This window comes from Lysobacter yangpyeongensis, from assembly GCF_042655745.1.
GTDB classification, from domain to species: domain Bacteria; phylum Pseudomonadota; class Gammaproteobacteria; order Xanthomonadales; family Xanthomonadaceae; genus Agrilutibacter; species Agrilutibacter yangpyeongensis.
This window is the reverse complement of sequence record NZ_JBHSNM010000005.1, coordinates 155155-177117: the sequence shown is the minus strand read 5'-3', so window position 1 is coordinate 177117 and position 21963 is coordinate 155155. Positions and strand designations below refer to the sequence as shown.

At 67.3% G+C, this 21963-nt stretch carries 19 protein-coding genes; 8 read left to right on the top strand and 11 right to left on the bottom strand.

What is annotated here, in order from left to right; genetic code table 11:
• Positions 1 to 340 precede the first annotated feature (340 nt).
• Together ACFPN1_RS13830 and ACFPN1_RS13825 are read left to right on the top strand one after the other, a co-directional pair.
• The gene (locus ACFPN1_RS13830) at positions 341 to 850 is read left to right on the top strand and encodes a hypothetical protein (RefSeq protein WP_386755718.1); all 510 of its coding nucleotides are present in this window, start codon (positions 341 to 343) and stop codon (positions 848 to 850) included.
• Between the two features lie 195 nt (positions 851 to 1045).
• Positions 1046 to 1849: an isocitrate lyase/PEP mutase family protein gene (locus ACFPN1_RS13825; protein WP_386755717.1), complete on the top strand. Its 804-nt coding sequence runs from the start codon at positions 1046 to 1048 to the stop codon at positions 1847 to 1849.
• Positions 1850 to 1908: 59 nt separating this feature from the next.
• Here ACFPN1_RS13825 and ACFPN1_RS13820 read toward each other — a convergent pair whose 3' ends face one another.
• The 5 genes from ACFPN1_RS13820 to ACFPN1_RS13800 form a co-directional block, all read right to left on the bottom strand.
• Positions 1909 to 2430, bottom strand: coding sequence for a hemerythrin domain-containing protein (locus ACFPN1_RS13820; protein ID WP_386755716.1), 522 nt, complete (start codon positions 2428 to 2430; stop codon positions 1909 to 1911).
• Positions 2431 to 2541: 111 nt separating this feature from the next.
• Positions 2542 to 3177, bottom strand: coding sequence for a hypothetical protein (locus ACFPN1_RS13815; protein WP_386755715.1), 636 nt, complete (start codon positions 3175 to 3177; stop codon positions 2542 to 2544).
• A gap of 163 nt (positions 3178 to 3340) precedes the next feature.
• Complete coding sequence (locus ACFPN1_RS13810; RefSeq protein ID WP_386755714.1) at positions 3341 to 4396, bottom strand: ROK family protein; 1056 nt, start codon at positions 4394 to 4396, stop codon at positions 3341 to 3343.
• A gap of 171 nt (positions 4397 to 4567) precedes the next feature.
• The gene (locus ACFPN1_RS13805) at positions 4568 to 5626 is read right to left on the bottom strand and encodes an SDR family oxidoreductase (protein WP_386755713.1); all 1059 of its coding nucleotides are present in this window, start codon (positions 5624 to 5626) and stop codon (positions 4568 to 4570) included.
• A 453-nt stretch (positions 5627 to 6079) separates the two neighbouring features.
• Positions 6080 to 6931: an NYN domain-containing protein gene (locus ACFPN1_RS13800; protein WP_386755712.1), complete on the bottom strand. Its 852-nt coding sequence runs from the start codon at positions 6929 to 6931 to the stop codon at positions 6080 to 6082.
• Between the two features lie 154 nt (positions 6932 to 7085).
• On the opposite strand from ACFPN1_RS13800, the gene ACFPN1_RS13795 reads away from it, so the two are divergent.
• The 4 genes from ACFPN1_RS13795 (at position 7086) to ACFPN1_RS13780 (ending at position 12341) form a co-directional block, all read left to right on the top strand.
• The gene (locus tag ACFPN1_RS13795; RefSeq protein ID WP_386755711.1) at positions 7086 to 7340 is read left to right on the top strand and encodes a hypothetical protein; all 255 of its coding nucleotides are present in this window, start codon (positions 7086 to 7088) and stop codon (positions 7338 to 7340) included.
• A gap of 208 nt (positions 7341 to 7548) precedes the next feature.
• Positions 7549 to 8196: a DNA-3-methyladenine glycosylase gene (locus ACFPN1_RS13790; protein ID WP_386755710.1), complete on the top strand. Its 648-nt coding sequence runs from the start codon at positions 7549 to 7551 to the stop codon at positions 8194 to 8196.
• A 239-nt stretch (positions 8197 to 8435) separates the two neighbouring features.
• The gene (locus ACFPN1_RS13785) at positions 8436 to 8816 is read left to right on the top strand and encodes a hypothetical protein (protein WP_386755708.1); all 381 of its coding nucleotides are present in this window, start codon (positions 8436 to 8438) and stop codon (positions 8814 to 8816) included.
• Positions 8817 to 9029: 213 nt separating this feature from the next.
• The gene (locus ACFPN1_RS13780; RefSeq protein ID WP_386755707.1) at positions 9030 to 12341 is read left to right on the top strand and encodes a bifunctional diguanylate cyclase/phosphodiesterase; all 3312 of its coding nucleotides are present in this window, start codon (positions 9030 to 9032) and stop codon (positions 12339 to 12341) included.
• A gap of 824 nt (positions 12342 to 13165) precedes the next feature.
• On the opposite strand, the gene ACFPN1_RS13775 is transcribed toward ACFPN1_RS13780, so the two are convergent.
• The 3 genes from ACFPN1_RS13775 to ACFPN1_RS13765 form a co-directional block, all read right to left on the bottom strand.
• A complete protein-coding gene (locus tag ACFPN1_RS13775) occupies positions 13166 to 14602 on the bottom strand; it encodes an XVIPCD domain-containing protein (protein ID WP_386755705.1) in 1437 nt (478 codons plus the stop codon).
• Positions 14603 to 14622: 20 nt separating this feature from the next.
• Positions 14623 to 15132 (bottom strand): hypothetical protein, encoded by a 510-nt coding sequence (locus ACFPN1_RS13770; protein ID WP_386755704.1) that lies wholly within the window; start codon positions 15130 to 15132, stop codon positions 14623 to 14625.
• 632 nt (positions 15133 to 15764) lie between these two features.
• A complete protein-coding gene (locus ACFPN1_RS13765) occupies positions 15765 to 16076 on the bottom strand; it encodes a DMT family transporter (protein WP_386755702.1) in 312 nt (103 codons plus the stop codon).
• A gap of 77 nt (positions 16077 to 16153) precedes the next feature.
• On the opposite strand from ACFPN1_RS13765, the gene ACFPN1_RS13760 reads away from it, so the two are divergent.
• Positions 16154 to 16537 carry a winged helix-turn-helix transcriptional regulator gene (locus tag ACFPN1_RS13760; RefSeq protein ID WP_386755701.1) on the top strand — a complete coding sequence of 128 codons (384 nt, stop codon included), beginning with the start codon at positions 16154 to 16156 and terminating at the stop codon, positions 16535 to 16537.
• A 204-nt stretch (positions 16538 to 16741) separates the two neighbouring features.
• The gene (locus ACFPN1_RS13755; RefSeq protein ID WP_386755700.1) at positions 16742 to 17296 is read left to right on the top strand and encodes a cysteine hydrolase family protein; all 555 of its coding nucleotides are present in this window, start codon (positions 16742 to 16744) and stop codon (positions 17294 to 17296) included.
• 220 nt (positions 17297 to 17516) lie between these two features.
• Here the strand turns inward: ACFPN1_RS13755 and ACFPN1_RS13750 are convergent, their stop codons facing one another.
• From ACFPN1_RS13750 to ACFPN1_RS13740, 3 genes are all read right to left on the bottom strand, one after another.
• Complete coding sequence (locus ACFPN1_RS13750) at positions 17517 to 17939, bottom strand: hypothetical protein (protein WP_386755699.1); 423 nt, start codon at positions 17937 to 17939, stop codon at positions 17517 to 17519.
• Positions 17940 to 18097: 158 nt separating this feature from the next.
• Complete coding sequence (locus ACFPN1_RS13745; RefSeq protein WP_386755697.1) at positions 18098 to 18730, bottom strand: DUF1294 domain-containing protein; 633 nt, start codon at positions 18728 to 18730, stop codon at positions 18098 to 18100.
• Positions 18731 to 18750: 20 nt separating this feature from the next.
• Positions 18751 to 21870 carry a type I restriction endonuclease subunit R gene (locus ACFPN1_RS13740; RefSeq protein WP_386755696.1) on the bottom strand — a complete coding sequence of 1040 codons (3120 nt, stop codon included), beginning with the start codon at positions 21868 to 21870 and terminating at the stop codon, positions 18751 to 18753.
• Positions 21871 to 21963 lie beyond the last annotated feature (93 nt).

Below are 21963 nucleotides of genomic sequence, written 5' to 3'. Positions count from 1 at the left end.
CTGCGCTCGTGAACGGGTGCACGCACTCCCTCTGACTGCCGTGCGGCGCCCGGCGTCGCTGATCGTCGAGCACGCACTCCGACGCCGTGCACCGACTCCTGCCGGCAACGCTTCCTCCGCGTCGTTCGCGTTGCCGACATTCACCTCGTCCGCGCAGGCCGAACCGTCTACGGCGGCGATCCTCGACGCCTGCGCCATGCGCCGGCTGCCTCTGGGCGCGACGCCTGCGGCAACCCCCGACCGGGTGCCATGAGCGCCGGCGGGACTCTTCCGCCCGACGGTCGGTCCACACCGCCAGCGGAGCGCATCATGCGCGGGCAATGGTGAACCCGGGGCGGTCATGATCTGCACGATCTACCGGCACGAGAAGGGATTCATCCTCGTACCGGACTGCATCAAGGCGTCGCGCGAAGCAGGGCTGCGCTTCGGGCCCTTGCGCAGTTGCGGGACCGTCGACACGGGCGAACTGGCCAAAGCGCTGGCGGCGTCGATCGAAGAGGAAGTGACCCGCTGCCTCTACGCGCCGCTCAGTCCCGAGCTGGCGCTGCGTCTTGGCTATCAGCTCGAATCCGTCCCTGCGCTGCCGTCGGGGTTCGCCTGGCAGGAAGGCGACGGGTGGAACACCGGCGGCGAACGCGCCCTGGTGTACGGACCCGAACAGATCGTCGTGGCGACAGTGAAGCCGCTGCCGGACGTCGGCTGGCTCGCAACGGCGAATTGTCACCGGCCAGCCGCACTGCACATCTCGCAGTCCCATCCCACGCGTGCCGCCGCGATCGACTTCGTCGCCGCCTGGGCCGGAGAACACGCCGACACCGTACGCGCGGGGCTCGGCATCGGCCTGCATTGACGCAGTGGTGATCCGAGCCACCGCCGTGCAGCCAACGGTGGGCCGGGGCCCACCCTCCGAAACACGTGCACCGCGAACGCGATGCGCATGGCGCGGCAACGCGACGCCCATCCAGAAGATCACCGTCCGAAAACGGCCAGTGCGCATGGGCGCGTATCTGCGACACTGCTTGCCTCCCCACTCGCGAGGTTCTCCATGCGCAACGCCGAACACGCTCCGCTCTTCCGTCATCTGCACACGCAAGGCGTGCTGCGCATCGCCAACGCCTGGGATGCCGGCAGCGCGCGCCTGATCGAAAGCCTCGGCGCGCCCGCCATCGCCACCACCAGTGCCGGCATGGCGTGGAGTTGCGGCTATGCGGACGGCGACCAATTGCCCTTCGACCATCTGCTCGCGCAGGCCGGGGAAATCGTCCGCGTCCTGCGCGTGCCGCTGAGCGTGGACGTGGAAGGCGGCTATTCGGACGATCCGCGCGTCGTCGCCGAGCACGTGCTGCGCCTGGCCGCCATCGGCGTGGTCGGCATCAACCTCGAGGACGGCGCCGGTGCGCCCGAGGTGCTCGGCGCCAAGATCGAAGCGATCCGGCATGCGCTCGCCGCGCACGGTCTGGACATCTACGTCAACGCGCGCACCGACGTGTACCTGCGCGGCCTCGCGCCGCCGGAACAGCGCGTGGAAATGGTGCTCGCGCGCGCCGCGCGTTATCGCGAGGCCGGCGCGGATGGTCTGTTCGTGCCGGGCGTGACCGAAGCCGCGCAGATCGGCGCGATCGCATCCGGCACGCCGCTGCCGCTCAACGTGATGCTGCGTCCCGCGCTGCCGGCGCTGGATGCCCTCGAAGCGCTCGGCGTGCGCCGCCTCAGCGCCGGCGCGGACCTGCCCGAGGCGGTGTTCGCGTATGTGGGCGAACTCGCGCGCGGATTCCTGCACGACGGGCGTGCGGTGGCGGGAGCGCGCATGGACTACGGCGCGATCAACGCGTTGTTCGGCGAACGTTGATCGTCGGCGTCTGAGGGTGGGCCAGGGCCCACCCTACCTCGCGGCTCGCATGCGCGCGGCTAGTGGGTCAGCGACTTCACCGCGCCCCTGATCCCGGCCTTGGCCTTCTCCGCGGCGATCAGGTTGGCGGCCGCATCGGATTGCTTCCACGCCTCGTAGTGCTCGTCGAGTTGCGCGCGCTCCTCGCTGGTGAACAGCTCGCGCGCCATCCGGAACATGGTCTTCTCTTCTTCCCTGGCGTGGTGCTCGATGAACTCGCCGAACACCTTGGTGCGACCGGCGAATTCCGGCGTGCCCGGTTCGGCCGCATGCACTTCGGGGATCACCGAGTTCTCGACGGCGTGGTGTTCGGTCAAGGCTTCGGCGTAGGTCTGCTGGCCATCGCGATCGGCGCGTTCCTGGAACGCCGGATAGAACACCTGCTCCTCCCACTTCGCATGCGGCAGCAGGCTGGCCTCGATTTCCTCGAGCAGGCCTTCGCGTTTCTTGATGCCGCGGTCGGTGGTTTCCTTGAGTTCGGCGAACAGCTCGCGCAGCGCGTCGTGCTCCGCCTTGAGCGTCTTGAGGATGTCGCGTGCCATGGGCAGGTCTCGCTTGCGGGGGACGCCCTACCCTCACATTCGGCCGGTGCATGCGACGTGTAGGCAAGGCATCGTTGCATGCGCGCGCTGTGTCGGAGTGCGGTGGCGTCGCTATCGCGACGTGAGGCCGGGCGTCGCATCCGGACCATCGCCCATGGCGCGCCCGCGCCGGCGCGACCACGCCGCCAGATCGGCGGCGCGCTGCCGCAGGCTGGCGGACGGACGCGGCGGCTCGACCGGCGGCCGCAGGATTTCGCTGCGCAGCCGCGACGCATTCAGATTCGCCCACGCCGCGATGAAGTGCACCGCCGCCGCGCGCTTGCAGGCGACATGCTTGCCGCGAAACGCCCACGCCTTGTGGCAGCTGGTGATGGCGATCCAGCCGCCGCGCGCGCCGACCGGCATCAGTTCGGCGACCAGCACCGGCGGACGCGAGCCGCACCGCAGGAGCAGCGGCTCGTCGGCGGATTCGTCGTCGCGCCCTTCCCAGCTGAATCCGTACGGCAGCGGCAGCGGTGCCGTCGGCGTGTAATCACCGTGAAGCGCCAGGTCGGCGCCGATGCAGCTGTAGCTGCGGCGGTCGATCGCGGCGGCCAGGCGCTCGGCCAGCGGCGCGTCGAGCCGGTCGGTGCGCAGACGAGCGCATGCGCACAGTGGCCCGTGCCGGTGCTCGGCCTCGACCGACGCCTGCAGGCAATCGGGCACCACCACGAATCCGTTGTTTCCCCAGAACACTGTGCAGTTCATCGGCTGGCCTCGAGCGGCGACGCGTTGTCACACCCCGCGCGTTCCCTCGCCGCGGCTGCGACGCCAACAACCGGGCGCAGCCGGAGGATTCGTATAGCCCCGCGCGCATCAAGGGCATGTCCACGGCCGCTTTCACCGCGTTCTCATGGCACGCCTCGCGCGCTCAGCGATTGGTGTAACTCGCGTTCCCCAGCCCCGTGCCGATGGTCAGCGCGCCCCAGCGCTTCGCCTTGCGCATGCGCCGGCACGCGCTGAGCCCCTGCACCACCGCGTCGTTGTGCAGCACGACGGCGGGAACGCGGCCGTCGATGCGATCCAGGCGCCTGCGCAAGGCGTGCGGCAGGTCGAACGGCGCTTCCCAGTCGCCCGGCAGGTTCTGCGCGCCCTGCGCGATCGTGCCGTCTTCGGCGATCTCGCCCGGACAGGCCACACCGATGAAGGGCGCCAGCTTCATGCCCAGCGTGCGCGCCTGCGCGGTCAGACCGTTGAGCATGCCGGCCAGGCGCGCGACCGCGTCGCCGCGATCCGGATCGTCGTCGGCGTGGCGCCAGTGCATGTGCTCGAGCAGGCGCGCCTTCGCACCATCCTCTTTCCTGTCCAGGCGGTGCTCGACGATGCCGCAGCGCAGGTTGGTGCCGCCGACGTCGACGGCCAGGAACACGTCGTAGTCCTCGCTCACGGCCGCGGGCAACAGTGGCGCCCAGCCGAGCAGTCCGGTCTCGTCCGGGTCGCCATCGAGTATGTCCAGATCGATGTCGACGTCGGCCTCGCGCAGCATGCGCAGCGCGCGGCGGATCGCCAGGGCGCCGAAGCGGCTCTCCGACATGCCGCCGCCGACGACTATTCCGCTCACGTCCTCCCATTCGGGCTGCGCCAGGAAGCAGCGCACCACGCCGGCCAGGCGCTGCGCGTAGGCCTCGACCGCGACGTGCACCAGGTGCGCCGCGTCGGGATCGCCGCCGACCATCACCAGGTCGATCGTCTTCTTGCCGAGCTCGGCGCCGGGCTTGCCGCCGAAGGGATCCTTGCCGGTGCGGTTGTGCTCGCGCGCATGATCGAGCAGCGCGCGGAACGCGGTCTGGCTCGCGCGATCGCCAAGGAACCCGTCACCGTCCGGATCGCGGATCGCAAGGTTGTAGCTGTCGATCGACACGTGCGGCAGCTCGCGCGCGCCGTGTGTGCCGCGGGTGTCCGACGGATTGGATTTGCGCTTGCCCATGCATGGCCCCGCGACCTCGGGCCATCATCGTCGGGCAAGCGGCCGGGAGCGGGTGTCAAGACGCGCGCGAGCGCCACGAAAGCAATCGCGCGTCATCGGGCGCATTCAAACAGGGGACAGGCGCTTCGGTCGCTTCTGAGCGACGACTACCGTCGCGGATGTGCCGTCACATCACCCATGCGGCCCGCCCATCACCGGCAGGATCACGCCGTTGACGTAGGAGCTGCACACCGGCGAGGCAAGGAACACGTACGCCGGCGAGATTTCCTCCGGCTGCGCCGGCCGGCCCATGTCGCTGGAGGCGCCGAACTGCGCCACCTTTTCCGCCGGCGCGTCGGCCGGATTGAACGGCGTCCACACCGGGCCGGGCGCCACGCAGTTCACGCGGACGCCGCGCTCCAGCAGGTTGCTCGCCAGCGCCTTGGTGAAGGCGTGGACCGCGCCCTTGGTCGCCGAGTAATCCAGCAGTTTCCTGCTGCCGAAGATCCCGGTCTCCGAACCGGTATTGATGATCGACGCGCCTTCGTGCAGGTGCGGCAACGCCGCGCGCGCCATCTGGATGTAACCGGCGATGTTGGTCTGCAGCGTTTCCTGCAGCTGCTCGTCGGTGATGTCTTCCAGCGACGCGCCGTGCTGCTGGAAGGCGGCGTTGTTGACCAGGATGTCGAGTTTGCCGAACTCGTCGACGACGCGTTGCACCGCCGCGTTGCAGAACTCCGAACGGCGCACGTCGCCGGCGATGACGAGGCAGCGGCGGCCTTCGTTCTCCACGCAACGTCTGGTTTCTTCCGCATCCTCGTGTTCGGCGAGGTAGGCGATGGCGACATCGGCGCCTTCGCGCGCGAACAGCACCGCCACCGCGCGGCCGATGCCCGAATCGCCGCCGGTGACCAGCGCCACCATGCCCTCGAGCTTGCCGCTGCCGCGGTACTGCTCGGCGAGAAAGCGCGGCTGCAGGTCCAGCTCGTGCTCGTTGCCCGGCTTGCGCAGGTGCTGCGCGGGCAGCGGGTTTTCCGGCTGTTTTTCCAGGCCGGCCTGGGTGGGTTGCTTGTGTTGTTGCTTTCCGGATTTCGATCTGGCGTCCTTCGCCGCCTGCTTCGCGTCCTCGCGATCGACGTTCGCCTGGATCGCGCGCTGCCGCTCGACGGTGCGCTCGACTTCGTCCGCATCCATCGGCGGCCGCTTGCCGCCGGATCCCGATTTCCCCGTGTGCGTGTCGTGCCGCGCCATCGCCGTGCTCCTCGTGTCCGCGAACCACAGATGCTCGCAGCGAGCGGGGAAGGTGGACGTCAAGCGCGATTCAGCCGACCAAATCAAAAGCCCCTTATCTCGTTCCCCTTCTCCCCGCGGCGCGGGGAAGGGGAGCGACCGCAGCGTCGTAGGGCGCATTAGCCGCAGGCGTAATGCGCCGGATGCATACGGCGGCGCAATTTCATTGCGCCCTACGAGATCTCTTCTCCCCGCGGCGGGGGAAAAGGGGAACGACCCAGCGCCGTAGGGCGCATTAGCCGCAGGCGTAATGCGCCGGATGCATACGGCGGCGCAATTTCATTGCGCCCTGCGAGATCCCTTCTCCCCGCGGAGCGGGGAGAAGGGGAACAACCGCAGCGTCGTAGGGCGCATTAGCCGCAGGCGTAATGCGCCGGACGCATCCGACGGCGCAATTTCATTGCGCCCTGCGAGTCAATCCACCGCCCGCACATACAGGGTCTTGCCGCTGCTCCCCGGCGCCGAACGCTCTTCCAGCCGGAAATGCCGCGGATGCTGGCGCAGCAGATCGCTGAGCTTCTTCTGCCCGTACAGACGCGGATCGAAGTCGGGACGGATCTTGTTGAGGTAATTGCCGACCGCGCCCAGGTGCGCCCAGCCCTCCTCGTCGGAGCCTTCCTCGATCGCCTGACGGATCAGCTCCAGCGGCAACGGTTCCGGTCCCTTCGGTTTGGCGGCCGGCGCCGGTGCCGTGACCACCGCGGGCACCGGCGTCGGCGTCGCCGTCGCGCCGCGCGTCTTCTTCGCCGCCTTCTTCGCCGGTGCCGGCACAGGCTTCTCCTGCGCCGCCGCGGCGGGCGCCTGGGCGCGCAGCACTTCGGTGTAGACGAACTTGTCGCAGGCCTGCACGAATGCATCGGGCGTCTTGCGTTCGCCGAAGCCGTACACAATCAGGCCCTCTTCGCGCAGCCGCTGCGCCAGGCGGGTGAAGTCGCTGTCGCTGGACACCAGGCAGAACCCGTCGAAGCGTCGCGTGTACATCAGGTCCATCGCATCGATGATCAGCGAGGAATCGGTCGCGTTCTTGCCGCTGGTGTAGGCGAACTGCTGCACCGGCTGGATCGAGTGCTTCAGCAGCGCCTTCTTCCACGACGACTGCTGGTTGGAGGTGAAATCGCCATAGATCCGCTTCACGCTGGCCACGCCGTACTTCGCCACTTCCGCGAGCAGGCCCTCGATCGCCGCGGGCGGCGCGTTGTCGGCATCGATGAGGACGGCGAGGCGGGACTGGTCGTCGTCGGGCGTGGCGTGCTTGCGGGGTTTCATGGGGTCCTTGGGCGCTCGCGCGCGTTCACGAGGGGCCCCAGCCTACGCCGGATGCGGGCGGAGGCGCCGCAACCCCTCCCCCATCCGGGTACTTCCCGTCCCCCGCTCGCGCGGTGGCTTACTGGCGAATCCCCCGCACCGCAGGTTCGCCGCCATGCCCCATTGCACGGTCCGCTACTCGGTCCAGCTCAAGCCGAAGCTGGCCGATGTCCCGGCGATGGATGCCATCGCCATCTATTACGAAGAACGCGCCCTCGATCCGCTGGGCGAACCCGGCCACCTGATCTGGCGCCGCCTGGAAACCTTCAGCGGCCCCACCGGCTACGACATCAAGGACGCGGTGACCCGCAAGCGCGAGTGGGACATGCAACTGCGCGACCGGCTCGGGCCGTTGGAGTGGGATGCGTGAGCCTGTCCGCGCGCTAGCGCACGCACAACGGAATTCTTTCCAGGGCATCGCACGCTTCTCGAACTGCAGTCGCCGCTTTTCACCCTCCCTTTCGCGCAGCGAAGGGACGGGCCGGGGTGGGGTGCGAACGCGAGCAAGCTGCTTTTTGCGATTGCGCTCACCCCACCCACCGCATACTCGCGTCGTCGCTCTTCGCACACGCGCACTCTTGAGCCCGCCCAGTCCCCATCCACGCCGCACGCGCCTGCCGCGCGCCTTCTACAGCCGCGATCCGCGCGTGGTCGCGCCGGAACTGTTGAACAAGATCCTGCTGCGCGACGACGGCCGCGCCGGACGCATCGTCGAAGTGGAAGCCTATGCCGGCGCCGAAGACCCCGCCGCGCATTCCTACCGCGGCAAGACCGCGCGCAACGCGACGATGTTCGGCCCCGGCGGGCACCTGTACGTGTACTTCACCTACGGCATGCACTGGTGCGCCAACGCCGTGTGCGGTCGGCCCGGCGAAGGCGTCGGCGTGCTGCTGCGCGCGATGGAACCGCTCGACGGCATCGAGCTTATGCGCGAAGCGCGCCGCTTCCCCGCGCGCACCCGCGACATCGCCAGCGGCCCCGGCCGCCTCGCCCAGGCGATGGGCATCGACCGCACGTTCGACGGCGCCGACCTGGTGACGATGGAGCGCGGCATCACCATCGTCTCCGACGGCACACCGCCGCCCGAACACCCGATCGCCGGCCCGCGCATCGGCATCCGCCACGCCGTCGAGCATCCCTGGCGCTGGCATGTGCCCGAACACGCGCACGTGTCGAAGACGCGCGCGGGGGTGCCGCCGGCGCGGAAGGGGCGGGGCAAGACGTAGACATGTTGCCGGGATAACTTCGCCGCTTTTCCCCCTCCCTTTCGCGAAGCGAAGGGGAGGGCCGGGGAGGGGTGCGAGCGCAGCGAGCGGCTTTGGTCTGTTGCGCTCGGGAAGGCGCCTTCCGCCTTCGACACCCCGTTCACACTCCCTGTCCTAACCCTGACTCCGGACCAGCCGTATCCGTCCTCCACCTTCGTCGTGAGACACGCTCTTACCGAAGCCCCCATCCGGAGATCACCATGAACACCCGACTCGCCCTGCTCACCACCGCCGCCCTGCTCGCGCTGGCGGCGTGTCAGAACGAAACCCCGACCGCGCGGAACGAAGCCGCCGAAGCCAGCGCCGCCGCCGAACAGGCCGGCCAGCAGGCCAGCGAAGCCGCGCAGGCCACCGGCGAAGCCGCCCGCGAAGGCGTCGAAGCCGCATCCGCCGCCACCGGCGAAGCCGCCGCCGAAGCCGGCGCCGCCGCGCAGGACACCGCCGACGCTGCCCGCCAGGCCGCCGCCGAAGCCACCGCCAAAGCCGCCGACGCCACCGCGACCGCCGCGCAGAAGACCGCCGACGCCGCCCAGCACGTCGCCGACGAGGCCGAGCAGAAGGCCGACGAAGACAAGAAGTAACCCCATCACCCGCCCCCACCGAAGGCCCGCGCAAGCGGGCCTTCCCGTTTCCGCAGGAGCGCCCCTTGGGCGCGACCAGAAAGCGGCACGCGACCGCGGCCATGGGCCGCTCCTGCGGTCGGTCCTGTTGCCGGCACACGTACCTCGCCACAACACCGTCCCAACCCGATTCACGGCACACTGCCCCGCACCACCCTCGCTGGCGGTTTGCGCATGCAGCAGCTGACGCGGTTTGCGATTGCCACGGCCTGCTACTGGGTCGTCGCATGGTCCACGTTCCAGATCCAGCAGGCGAGCGGCGGCGTCGCCTCGATCTGGATCGCCAACGCACTCGTCATCGGCTACGCCGCGCATCGGCCGACGCTGCGCCTGCCCTGGCTGCTCGCCGCCGTCGTCCTCGCCGTGACCATCAACGGCGCGCTGCTGCATCACCCGCTGGGCCTCGCCTTCCTCGGCGGCCTCACCAGCGCCTTCGAGATCTACGCAGTGTGCCTGGTCCTGCGCCGCCTGCATTTCCATCCGGGCGCGATCCTCAGCGACCGCGACGTCCTCGCCTTCCTCGTGCTGTGCGTGCTGGTCGTGCCCGCGATCGCCGCCGTCTTCGGCGCCACCACGCGCTGGGTCGTCACCGACGTGCCGTGGCTGCGCCTGTGGATCGACTGGTGGCGCGCGGATGCGTTCGGCATGTTCGTCATCCTGCCGCTGCTGTGGGCGCTGAACCGCGCGGCACTCCGCCGCATCACCATCGGCGCGCAGGCGCTGGAATTCTGGGGCCTGACCGCACTCACCGTGCTGGTGGTCGCCGCCGGCCTGCTCTACGCGCGCCACCCGTTCCTGCTGATCTCGCTGCCGCTGCTGATCGTGGCCGTGCGCGCCGGCGTGCTCGGCACCGCGCTGTGCAACGCGCTGATGGTCGCCGCCGTGCTGGTCGTGGTCGATGCCCACCAGCGCGGCTACCTGCCCGCGGTGCGCATGGCCAGCCACGACATGGCGCTGGGCGACCTGTGGTACGCCGGCTGCCTCAGCGCGGTCGGTCCGCTGCTGGTCGCGTTCATGAGCGACCAGCGCGATCGCGAACGCCAGCGCGCGATGCAGGCCGGCGAACGCATCCGCGTGCTCACCGACGCCCTGCCCGCCTTCGTCGCCGAGATCGGCGCCGACCTGCGCTACCGCTTCGTCAACGCGAAGTACCGCAACGCGTACGGCATGCCGACCGAAGCCATCGTCGGCAAGCACCCGCGCGAGCTGCTCGGCGACCACGTCGCGGCACAGATCGAGCCGCACCTCGAGCGCGCCCTGGCCGGCTCCCCGCAACGCTTCGACGTGACCCTCGACGACGGCACGGTGCTCGAAGCCGCGTACGAACCGCTGCCCAGCACCGCGGGCGTGCTGGTGCTCGGCATCGACGTCACCTGGCGCCACGAAGCCGACCGGCGTTTCCGCAACCTGCTCGAATCCGCGCCGGACGCGATGGTCGTCGTCGACGTGCCCACGCGCCACATCGTCCTGGTCAACGAACAGGCCGAGCGCATCTTCGCCGTGCCGCGCGACGCGATGCTGGGCGAATCGATCGGCCGCTTCATCGACGATCCCGAACGCCTCGCCATCGCCCTGACCGCCGCCTACGAAGGCACGCCGGACACGCCCGCGGGCGAGGTGCTGCTCTTCAACGGACTGCGCCCCGACGCCCACGCCTTCCCGGTGGAAGTCGTGCTCAGCCGTCTCACCGGCCACGCCACCGCGCAGGTCGTCGCCGGCATCCGCGACGTCAGCCTGAAGCGGCAGACCGAGGACGCGCTGCGCCGCGAACGCGAACAGGCACGCGTGACCCTGCAGTCGATCGGCGATGCCGTGCTCACCTACGACACCGCGCTGACCGTCACCTCGCTCAACCGCGTCGCCGAGGACATCACCGGCTGCTCGCGCGGCGAAGCCATCGGCAGGCCGCTCGAACAGGTCGTGCGCCTGCACGAATCGGACGATCCGAACGCGCCGCCGGTGCGCACCGATGCGCGGCGCCACCAGGACGACCGCGTCTTCGAAGGCGCGCTGGTGCTGCGCCGTTCCGATCGCGACAGCCTGCAGGTCGAAGTCTCCGACGCGCCGCTGCGCGACGACGAAGGCCGCGTCATCGGCGGCGTGATGGTCGTGCACGACATCAGCCAGGCGCACGCGATGGCGCAACGCATGGCCTACCTCGCCCAGCACGACCACCTCACCGGCCTGCCCAACAGCCGCCTGCTGCAGGAGCGCCTGGCCGAGTGGCTGCGCGCCTGCGAGGAAGCGCCGCACACCTGCAGCGGCGCGCTGCTGTTCGTCGACCTGGATCTGTTCAAGCACATCAACGACTCGCTCGGCCACCAGGCCGGCGACTGGGTACTGCGCACGCTCGCCGCGCGACTGGAGCGCGTGGTGAGCGGCGCCGACACGGTGAGCCGGCAGGGCGGCGACGAATTCGTGCTGCTGCTGCCGCAGGTCGCCGACCAGGGCCAGCTCGAACGCACCGCCGAGCAACTGATCCGCACCATCGAACAGCCCCTGCAGTACGGCAAGCGCACGCTGCACGTGTCCGCGAGCATCGGCATCACCGTGTTCCCGCAGAACGGCACCGATCCCAAGACGCTGATCAAGCAGGCCGACACCGCGCTGTACCACGCCAAGCAGGCCGGCCGCGGCCGCTTCAGCCTGTACACCGCGGCGATGGGCGAACGCGCCGACCAGCGCCTGCGCCTGGAAACCGAACTGCGCGCGGCGATCCGCGAAGGCCAGCTGTACCTCGACTACCAGCCGAAGATGCGCTACCCCGAGCGCGAACTGGTCGGCGTGGAAGCCCTCGTGCGCTGGCGCCATCCCAACGGCACGCTGATCGAACCGGCCGACTTCATCCCCATCGCCGAAGAAACCGGCCTGGTCACCGCGATCGACGAATGGGTGCTGCGCGAAGCCTGCCACCAGGTCGGCGCGTGGTTCGAGGCGGGACTCGCGGCCGTGCCCGTCGCGGTGAACATGTCGCTCGCACGCGCCGACGTGGACCGGCTGGTGCGCAACATCGAACGCGCGTTGACCGACGCCCGCCTGCCCGCGTCACTGCTGGAAGTCGAATTCACCGAAAGCCAGATGCTCGGCCAGAACGTGCGCTCGCGCCAGCTCGTCGACCGCATCCGCGCGATGGGCGTACGCCTGTCGGTGGACGATTTCGGCACCGGCTATTCCAGCCTGAGCTACCTCGCCGACTTCCGCTTCGACACCATCAAGATCGACCGCGCCTTCGTCCACGGCCTCCCCGACGAAAACGAAGCGCGCGCGGTGATCCAGGCGATCCTCGGCATCGCCCAGTCGCTGGAATGCGACGTCGTTGCCGAAGGCGTGGAGACCGAAGCCCAGGCCGATGCACTGAGCGACCTGGGCTGCCGGCAGATGCAGGGCTACCTGTTCTCCCGACCGCTTTCCGCGGAGGTCATCGAACGGGAGTTGGGGCGCAGGGATGCGGGGGTTGCGGCATCGGTGGTCTCGGCGGCGTCGTAGCAAGCGCGCTCTTGCCCGCTTTTGCTCGTCATTCCCGCGGCCTTCAACGGACGAATGTCCGGTCAAGCTTTTGTTCGTCATTCCCGCGAAAGCGGGAATCCAGTGCCTTCCGCTTTTTTCTGGTCATTCCCACGGCCTTCAACGGACGAATGTCCGGTCAAGCTTTTGTTCGTCATTCCCGCGAAAGCGGGAATCCAGTGCCTTCCGCCTTTTCCTAGTCATTCCCGCGGCCTTCAACGGACGAATGTCCGTTCAAGCGGGAATCCAGAGTCTTTCGCTCTTGCTCGTCATTCCCGCGAAAGCGGGAATCCAGTGTCCTCGCTCTTCAACGCCCGCAGCCCCAACACCATCCAAGCCATTCGCTCCGCCAAACACCAGATTCCCGCTTTCGCGGGAATGACGGGCAAACGCCAAGACACTGGATTCCCGCTTCCGCGGGAATGACAAGCAAAGACCACAGACACTCGATTCCCGCCTTCGCGGGAATGACGAACAAGGGCCAAGACACTGGATTCCCGCTTCCGCGGGAATGACGAGCAAGGGCCAAGACACTGGAGTCCCACCTCCGCGGGAATGACGGGCAAAGACCAAAGACGCTGGATTCCCACCTCCGCGGGAATGACGAGCAAAGACCAAAGACACTCGATTTCCGCCTTCGCGGGAATGACGAGCAAAAGGCCCCCTCACAACACCCGCAACCCCACCACCCCACCCACAATCAACCCGATGCACCCCACCTTCGCCAGCGACAACGCATCGCAGTGAAACCCAACCCCACCAGCATCACGCCAATCCAGCACGCCGAACCAAACCTCCGACGACGCTCAGTGCGACATCATCCGCAACGGTTCCTGCATCGGATGTGGTTGAGCCTGTAATGCCGTCACCTCAGACCTCAGCACCTGCGACCGGTTGATCGCCTCCAGGTTCTGCAGCGCCGTCTCCACCGGCGTATGCAGCGCCGCCTCGGTCTTCATGTACGCCAGCGCCCGCGCCGGATCATCCAGGCCACCTTGCACGACGAACACGTTCTCGCCCGTCGCCGAGGCCGTCTGGCCGAGTACGACATGGTCGATGCGGAGCCGATGTTCCTTGGCCAGGACGGTGAGATTCAGCGCCATCCGCTCGCTGGCCGCGTCGGGCGCACGGCCCAGTGCAGCGTCCAGCGCATGCACGCCGCGCTGGGCCTGCTGGAACAGGACGTGATCGGGATGCTCCGGTGCGCGCGGATCCCGATCAGGCCGGACCACGGCTTCCTCCGCCACGCGCGCGGCGACGGGCACGTGCGTATGCGTCGACTTCGTGTGATCGAAATGATGCAGAGCCGGAGGCTGCACACTGCGGTCCAGGTAGGCGATCGGGTTGTGATTCGTTCCCAGGTCGATGCCGTTCTGTTCCATCTGGCTTTCACTCAGCCGCAGGCTGCCCAGATCGAACGTCATCTGCGGCACCACGCTGCCGTGGGTCGTCGCGTACTGGCGCTCCTGACGCCCCGCCACACCGACGGCATAGGCGCCGTAGTAGTTGGCGTAATCCGAATTGCCGTTGTACCCAAGCCGCGAATTCGGCTTGTCGAAGTAGTTGGCACCCATCGCTTCGAGATTGGCCGAGGACTGCGCCAGCGTCAGGTCCGGATTCAGGCTCAGGTTCGGCTTGAGCGAATAGCGATACGGCGGACTCGCGCTCCGGTCAATGAAATCGCCCATCCGGAACGGACTTGCCTTGTAGATGTCTTCCAGTGTCGGATGGGGATGCGAGGCCTTGACCATGCCCACCACGGCATTCCAGCCCGCGATCTCGGCGCCGGCTTCGTCGCGACGATTGGCAGCGATCAGCGTCGCCGTGACCTGGGTGTAGTCGTGGACAGCGGCATGGCTCTGCGCGATCTGCGCCACGTCGCCATTGAACCTGCGATAGGCCTGGACCGTGGCCGCATGGTTGTGGCCATGCCGCAATTCGTGACCCAGCACGAAGGTGGCTTCGGCCGGATCGAACGCACCCGCCGCCGGTGTCGTCAGGATCGACACCGGCATGCGCATTTCCTTCGCAGCGCCATCGTATTCGCCACCCGCATGCGTACCGGGCGGTAGCGGAACGATCCGCTGCAACTGGCCGGCCTGGACCGCGGCATTGATCTGATCGATGAGGGACGGCGAGCCGTTGATGGCCGCCTGCAGGTTCGTCACCTGATCCGCGCTCACACCTTGCTGCTGACCAAAGGCCGTTACCACGGCCTGGGCCTGGGGACTGAGAGTAGGCATGGGGGCTCCTCCGTGAGCCGTCAGTTCACGAGCACCGTCCTGATGCAGGCATGGGCCGCCTTGTCGGCGGGCGCGCTGGCTTCCTGCTGTGAGTACACGGTGACCGCCAGACCGGCACGCTCGAACCGGTCATGGATCACCCGGCCGTGTTCGCCGTGATAGCGCTCGCGGGTAAAGCCCATGGCTTCCAGTTCCGATGCGAATCGATCGAAGTCCAGCGCGCAGATCTCCGACATCGACGGCGCCGCACCGGTCTGGTCCGGATTGAAGCTGAAGTCGAGACGCGGCCCCGCGACCAGGGTCTGATCGAGTTCCACGCCGTACCACCAGTCCTGCGTGATGCGCTCGCCCGCGCCATAGCGACCGCTGCCGCTGGCGACGAAATCCAGGCCGATGACCTGGGCGAGCTTTTCCTGCGTGAGGCCCCGCATCGCCGGGGTCGTGCGGATCAGCTCGAGCAACCGCAGCAGCGCGTGTTCGGCATCGAGCTTCGGTGTCGGCTTTGTGGTGCTTCCGGCTGTGGAGGTCATCGCGAGTTCTTCCTTGGGCGGTGTTGACGTCGTTGCCGTTCCGGAATGCGCACAGGCGCACAGGGAAAGCAGGACGAGCGGGGCAAGACGACGATGGGGCATGCGGATGTCCATATTCGCGGGAGCGCCACTATAACGACAGTGCGTAGGGTGGGCTCATGCCCACCATTGCCACTCACATAAAGGACCGGTGTGCCACCGCTCTTTTTGCTCGTCCTTCCCGGGGCCTTCAACGGACGATGTCCGTTCAAGCGGGAATCCAGAGTCTTTCGCTTTTGCTCGTCATTCCCGCGGGTTTCAACGGACGAATGTCCGGTCAAGCTTTTGTTCGTCATTCCCGCGAAAGCGGGAATCCAGTGCCTTCCGCTTTTTTCTCTTCCCGCGAAAGCGGGAATGACGAGCAAAGGCCAAGGCACTGGATTCCCGCCTTCGCGGGAATGACGAGCAAAGACCAAAGACACTCGATTCCCGCCTTCGCGGGAATGACGAGCAAGGGCCAAGACGCTGCAGTCCCACCTCCGCGGGAATGACGAGCAAAGGCCAAAGACATGGATTCCCACCTCCGCGGGAATGACGAACAAGTGCCAAGACACTGGATTCCCGCCTCCGCGGGAATGACGAGCAAAAGCCCCTCACAACACCCGCAACCCCACCACCCCACCCACAATCAACCCGATGCACCCCACCTTCGCCAGCGACAACACATCGCCATGAAACACCACCCCCACCAGCACCACGCCGATCGCCCCCAACCCCGTCCACACCGCATACGCCGGCCCCGTCGGCAATGACGGCAACGCCTTCGTCAGCAGAAAAATCGACGCCAGCGCCAACACCACGCCCAGCACACTCGGCCCCGTCTTCGTCCAGCCCTCGGACGCCTTCAACGCCGCGGCCATCCCGACTTCCGTCAACGCCGCCGCAATCACCAGTAACCACGCCATCGCACACGCTCCTGACTCCGGAGCGAGCAAGCTTGTGCAATGCTCCCGCCACTTCAAGTACGCACCTTCCGGTAACCATGGCCGACGTCTATTCATCCATGTGCCCCTCGCGCGCCGTGCTGGAACTGATCGCCGGCAAATGGACCCTGCTGATCGTCCCGCTGCTCGCACGCGGCCCGGAACGCAACAATGCGTTGCTGCGCAAGATCGACGGCATTTCGCAGAAAGTACTCAGCCAGACCCTGCGCGACCTTGAAGCCAACGGCCTGGTCATGCGCATCGACCACCACACCGTGCCACCGCACGTCGACTACCGCCTTACCGAACTGGGCCATTCCCTCAGCCGCGCACTCGAACCGGTAGACCGCTGGGCCGAAGCCAACCTGCCTCGCATCGAACAGGCGAAGGCGCGGGCCGCGACCACGCCAGGCCCGGCGCCGGACACCGATGCAGCGGATTAGCGCGTAGCAACGCCGGGACGAAGACTCCCCTCGCGCGGCGATCGCGCCCATGGGGCGCCCCTACCCGCGACATGCAGGAGCGGCCTACGGCCGCGAAACGCGGACGCCCCACCTGCGCGGCATCCGAACCGTCGCACATTCACGCGCAACATCCACCGCGTCGCCAACCCTAGGCACACCGCACCGAAACGCCGCGTCACGCCCATGCCCCGCCCCCGCACCGCGCTGCTGATCATCGACATGATCAACGCCCTGGACTTCCCCGAAGGCAAGCGCCTGCTCGCCCACGCCCTGCCCGCCGCGCGCCGCATTGCGAGACTGCGCCGGCGCCTGAAGGCGCAAGGCGTCCCCGTCGTCTACGTCAACGACAACTTCACCCACTGGCAGGAGGACTTCCGCCAGCTGGTGGCGATCTGCAGCCAGCCCGGCGTCACGGGTGCCCCGCTGATCCAGGCCCTGCCGCCGGAACAGGACGACTACAGCATGCTCAAGCCGCAGCACTCCGCGTTCTACAACTCCGCGCTCGAAGTGCTGCTGTCGCAACTCGACATCCGCCGCGTGATCCTCACCGGCATCGCCACCGACCACTGCATCCTCGCCAGCGCCATCGGCGCCCGCATGCGCCGCCTGGACACCATCGTCGCCAGCGACGGCACTGCCGCGATCACCCCGACGCGGCACCGCAACGCGCTAGCGGTGTTGAGGACGTTCGAAGTCGAGGTAACCACCTGCGCGCGAATCACCGGTGAGCGTCGCTGAATACCCGGCGCACAAGGCGCACGTAGTTCCTCGCTGACGCAAGGCGCGCGCTAGCGTCCCCCCTCGCCCCGCTTGCGGGGTGAAGGCCGACGCTTATGCGCCACTGGCGCATGTCCGACTGAACGCTCTTGCGCCATGCGCAAGGGCCGGAGGCAGAGCGAGGGACAGCGTCGCGTAGTCGCGTAGCGGGCAGGGTGAGGGGACGTGACCGCGAAACCCCTCAATCCCCCGCCAGAACCCGCGAAAAAAACCGACCCACAAACCCCACATACACCACCCACAACGCAAACCACACCACCGCCACCACCACCAACCCGATCGCCAACAGAATCAGACTCGGCGTCAAGAACAACAGCACACACCCCAGCAACCAGAACCGATCCCCCCGCCGCGAATACCGCACCCGCTCCTCATCGCCCATCCGCGCCCCGAGCGAAGCCCCGTAATAGAAGAACGACGAAAACGCGAACGAGAACGTCGCCACCCCCATCCCCACCAGCGCCACCTGGTACAGCACCGCATTCACCTGCCCGCTGGTGTACCGCGGAAACAGGAAGAACAGCAGGAAGGTGAAGATCGCAATGCTCGACGCCGCCAGCTGGTAGGAGCGGTTGACGTTGGCGGCGGCTAGTTCGGGGGTCATGGGCGGTCTCCAGGCCTGGTGTACTCGCGCTACCCGGGCGGGCAGCGCCAGCCTACTCCGTCGTGATCCATCGAGGCCCCACCAGCCCGGGGCTTGGCGCCCTGCGGACGCGATCAGCTTGAGCGCCTTCGCTGCTCGTAGACCACGCGCCCCTCGCCCTAAAGTCCAAGCATCATTCGCGACACTTCCGCCGCTGCGCCCGAAGCCACGGCAGCGCCCATGCCGGCAATGTTGAGCACCACGGTGATCCAGAACACCGTCTGGAAAGACGCCTTCGCCGTCTTGTGCCGGAACTGCTGCTGTGCGACGAGCGCGCCGGGCCAGCCACCGAGCAGGTCCAGCAGGTGCAACGTGCCCTCCGACGTGCGCCACGCCTTCGCGTTCGCCGCGTCCTTGTCCCACCAGTAGACAAGGAAGGAAGCCAGGCTCAACACGACGTAGAGAACCGTCACCAGGACAGGAACCCAACCCACGGCAGCCGCCGCCGCGACGCCGAGCAATGCCATTACGGCCAACGTGCGCCGAGGGATGTTGCGCAGCCCACCGGACCGCGCGGGCCGCACCTTCGGCTCCGCGATGCGCTGGCCGGCGAAGCGCACGTTGACCGCATTGGTCCGGCCCTTCTGGTCCTGCGTGGCTTCATAGGAGATCAGGTCGCCCGCAACCGGGCGCCGCGAACCTGCCTGGAACGCCTTGATATGCACGAACGCCCGCGCGCCGCCGTCGTGCGGGGCGACGAAGCCATAACCCTTGTCGTCGTTCCAATCGGAAATTCGTCCGACCAGCCTCATCCCCCGCCCCCTCGATTCGATCACGCAGCCTCGGCCGCCCACGTATCCGCCAGCAACTCCGCTTGCACCATCACCTTTTCGGTCGCGTGCGGCTGCTTGTCCGGCGGGTACTTGTACTTGACCAGCAAGACCTTCACCAACGCGACCATCTTCGCCCGCGCGGATGCGCGGTTCTGCCAGTTGATGGTCGCCGACCGCCGTAGCTTGTCCGTCAGTTCGTGGGCGAGCTTTCGCAGGACGGGATCGCCCAACTCGCGAACGGCCGACTCGTTCTCGCACAGCGCCTGGTAGAAGGCGAACTCTTCCTCGCTCATGTCATGCGGTGGTTTGGCCGCATTGATTTCCTTGGCGAGCTTGATCAGTTCCTCGATCACCTCGACGGTGGTGAGCGCCCTGTTCTGGTACCTGCTGATCGCCTCTTCCAGCTTCTCGGTGAACTCCTTGCCCTGGATGGCATTGCGCAGCCCGCGCGCCCGCACCTGATCGGCGATCAGGCGCTCAAGCAGCTCGGCGGCAAGGTTCTTGGTGGGCATCTCCCGGATCTGCTTGAGGAACTCCTCATCCAGAAGCGAGATATCCGGACGCCCCAGCCCAAGCGTCGCGAACACGTCGTTGACGCCCTCGACCAGGACGCCTTTGGCTACCAACTGCCGCAACGCGGCTTCCTTCTCGATGCGGGAGCGGATTTCGCCCGCGCGCGTCAGCTTGATCAGGCACACGCGGACAGCCTGGAAGAAGGCGATCTCCTCGCGAACCGCCATGGCGGGCGCCAAGGTGCCCGCCAGCGCCTGCGCCTTGGTCAGCTTGGCGACCTGGTCCAGGTACGACCGCACACCGCGATTGCGGCCCTTCTCGTCCGGCTCCGGATCGACCTGAAGCACATGCTCCATGGCGGGTGCCAGCAGCGCGAGCGCCTTCTTGGGGTCGTCGAACCCGCTGTAGTCGAAGCCGTGGAACAACTCCCGACGGATCACATCGAGGGTATCCAGCAGGATCTTGAGCGCCAGTCCCGAGGTGTCGACCGGTTCGCGTTCGCTTCCTGATTCCTTGGTGTACTGGCGGATCGCCTTCTTCAGCTCCTCGCCAATACCGATGTAATCGACGATCAGGCCGCCGGGCTTGTTGCTCCAGATGCGGTTCGTTCGGGCGATCGCCTGCATCAACCCGTGTCCCTGCATCGGCTTGTCCACGTACAAGGTGTGTACCGGTGGCGCGTCGAAGCCGGTCAGCCACATGTCGCGCACGATTACCAGTTCGAGCGCGTCGTCGGGATCCTTGAACCGCTTCTCCAGCAGCTTGCGCTGCGGCTTGTCGGTACGGTGCGGCTGGAAGTGCAGCGGATCGGCCGAGCTGCCGGTCATCACCACCTTGATGCGGCCCTGATTGATGTCGGTGCTGTGCCAGTCGGGCCGCAGCTTGACGATCTCGTCGTACAGGCGGACGGCCGCCTCGCGCGAGATGGCGACGATCATCGCCTTGCCGGCCACGGATTCCTTGCGTGCCTCCCAGTGCGCCACTAGATCCGCTGCCAGCACCTCAAGGCGGCCATCGGCGATGGCCAGCGCTTCCAGGCGGGTCAGGCGGCTGACCGTCTTCGTCTGCTCGCTTTCGTCCTCGCCTTCCGTGACGTCGATGAATTCATCCATCAACGCCTGCTTCTCGGCCTCGTTGAAGCGCAGCTCGATGATCCGGCTCTCGTAGCTGACCGGGACGACGGCCTCGTCCTCCTGTGCGGCGATCATGTCGTACACGTCGACGTACGTGCCGAAGACAGCCTCGGTATCGCGGTCGTCCAGGCTCACCGGCGTACCTGTCATGCCCAGATAGATGGCGTTCGGCAGCGCATCGCGCATGTACTTGGCCAGACCGTACCTGGTCTGGCCCGTTTCGGTATCCAGGTCGGCCTTGAAGCCGTACTGGGTGCGGTGCGCTTCGTCGGCGATGACGATGACGTTGGAACGATCGCACAGCGTGGGCACCGTCCGCTCACCCGGACGCGGTGCGAACTTATTGATCGTGGTGAAGAACACGCCGCCCGCCTGCGACTGCGACAGCTTGTCACGCAGGTCCTCGCGGCTGTCGGCCTGCACGGGCGTCGCCCGGATCGACCAGCGGCAATCGGCGAACGTCTCGAACAACTGTCCATCCAGATCGTTGCGATCGGTAACCAGCACGACGGTGGGGTTCTCGAACTCCCGACGGTCGCGCAACGCCATTACATAGAACAGGGCGAGCAGCGACTTGCCCGAGCCCTGCGTGAACCAGATCACGCCGCCTTTGCCGTCCTTGCGTTGCACCAACGCCTCGACAGCGCGCGCCACGGCCTTCCGCACGCCGTGATACTGGTGCCATTGGGCAATGACCTTGAAGCTGGCGCCGCCGTCCGCACCACCATAGGCGACAAAGCCACGGAAGAAGTCGAGCAACGTCCGCGGCTCCAGCAGGCCGCGCATCAGCACGTCCAGCTCCAGCTGTCCCTTGCCCGCCTTCTCGCCGCCGAGCAGTCGCCAGCGCGAATGACGGCTCAGGTCCGCGGTCAACGATCCGTACCGCGCCACCGTGCCGTCGGAAATGACATTGAGCAGGTTGAACCAGAACAGCTGCGGGATATCGGCCTTGTATGTCTGGATCTGGTGGAAGGCGGATTCGTAGTCGGCATTGAGGTCGGCGGGATTCTTCAGCTCGATCACCACCAGCGGCAGCCCGTTGACGAACAGGACCAGGTCCGGCCGCCGCACCTTCTGTCCCTGCACCGTGAACTGCTGCACCGCCAACAGTTCGTTCTGCTTGCCGGTGAAATCGATGACCTGCACGCGCAGTACCGTGCGGTGGCCATCGGCTTCGATCCGTTCGACGGGCACGCCGTTGCGCAGCCAGTCGTACATCTCGCGGTTGCCGTCCACCAGCGATTGCGAGGCATAGCCGGATACATGGGCGACCGCCAGATCGACCTCGGACGCGGCAAGACCGGGATTCAGGCGCACCACGGCATCGCGTAGCCGGGGCGCCAGCACGACCTCCGACCAGCGCTCGCGTGCCGCCTCCATTCCGCCGGGGGCCAGCGCTTCGCCGTGCATGCGGGTCCAGCCCAGGCCATCCAGCCAATCGAGACAGACCTCTTCCAGGTGGTTCTCCTTCATCCTTCTCCCTCCGAATCCGCGAACCCTCCGTGTTCGTGGTGTCCATGTCAGATGTGAGCCGATCGCCGGCAGAAATGGCCGCTTGTCGGGCCT

Bases quoted from the DNA above. Each gene is read 5' to 3' on its own strand.
- ACFPN1_RS13830 (WP_386755718.1), top strand. From the start codon at position 341: ATGATCTGCACGATCTACCGGCACGAGAAGGGATTCATCCTCGTACCG.
- ACFPN1_RS13825 (WP_386755717.1), top strand. From the start codon at position 1,046: ATGCGCAACGCCGAACACGCTCCGCTCTTCCGTCATCTGCACACGCAA.
- ACFPN1_RS13820 (WP_386755716.1), bottom strand. From the start codon at position 2,430: ATGGCACGCGACATCCTCAAGACGCTCAAGGCGGAGCACGACGCGCTG.
- ACFPN1_RS13815 (WP_386755715.1), bottom strand. From the start codon at position 3,177: ATGAACTGCACAGTGTTCTGGGGAAACAACGGATTCGTGGTGGTGCCC.
- ACFPN1_RS13810 (WP_386755714.1), bottom strand. From the start codon at position 4,396: ATGGGCAAGCGCAAATCCAATCCGTCGGACACCCGCGGCACACACGGC.
- ACFPN1_RS13805 (WP_386755713.1), bottom strand. From the start codon at position 5,626: ATGGCGCGGCACGACACGCACACGGGGAAATCGGGATCCGGCGGCAAG.
- ACFPN1_RS13800 (WP_386755712.1), bottom strand. From the start codon at position 6,931: ATGAAACCCCGCAAGCACGCCACGCCCGACGACGACCAGTCCCGCCTC.
- ACFPN1_RS13795 (WP_386755711.1), top strand. From the start codon at position 7,086: ATGCCCCATTGCACGGTCCGCTACTCGGTCCAGCTCAAGCCGAAGCTG.
- ACFPN1_RS13785 (WP_386755708.1), top strand. From the start codon at position 8,436: ATGAACACCCGACTCGCCCTGCTCACCACCGCCGCCCTGCTCGCGCTG.
- ACFPN1_RS13780 (WP_386755707.1), top strand. From the start codon at position 9,030: ATGCAGCAGCTGACGCGGTTTGCGATTGCCACGGCCTGCTACTGGGTC.
- ACFPN1_RS13775 (WP_386755705.1), bottom strand. From the start codon at position 14,602: ATGCCTACTCTCAGTCCCCAGGCCCAGGCCGTGGTAACGGCCTTTGGT.
- ACFPN1_RS13770 (WP_386755704.1), bottom strand. From the start codon at position 15,132: ATGACCTCCACAGCCGGAAGCACCACAAAGCCGACACCGAAGCTCGAT.
- ACFPN1_RS13765 (WP_386755702.1), bottom strand. From the start codon at position 16,076: ATGGCGTGGTTACTGGTGATTGCGGCGGCGTTGACGGAAGTCGGGATG.
- ACFPN1_RS13760 (WP_386755701.1), top strand. From the start codon at position 16,154: ATGGCCGACGTCTATTCATCCATGTGCCCCTCGCGCGCCGTGCTGGAA.
- ACFPN1_RS13755 (WP_386755700.1), top strand. From the start codon at position 16,742: ATGCCCCGCCCCCGCACCGCGCTGCTGATCATCGACATGATCAACGCC.
- ACFPN1_RS13750 (WP_386755699.1), bottom strand. From the start codon at position 17,939: ATGACCCCCGAACTAGCCGCCGCCAACGTCAACCGCTCCTACCAGCTG.
- ACFPN1_RS13745 (WP_386755697.1), bottom strand. From the start codon at position 18,730: ATGAGGCTGGTCGGACGAATTTCCGATTGGAACGACGACAAGGGTTAT.
- ACFPN1_RS13740 (WP_386755696.1), bottom strand. From the start codon at position 21,870: ATGAAGGAGAACCACCTGGAAGAGGTCTGTCTCGATTGGCTGGATGGC.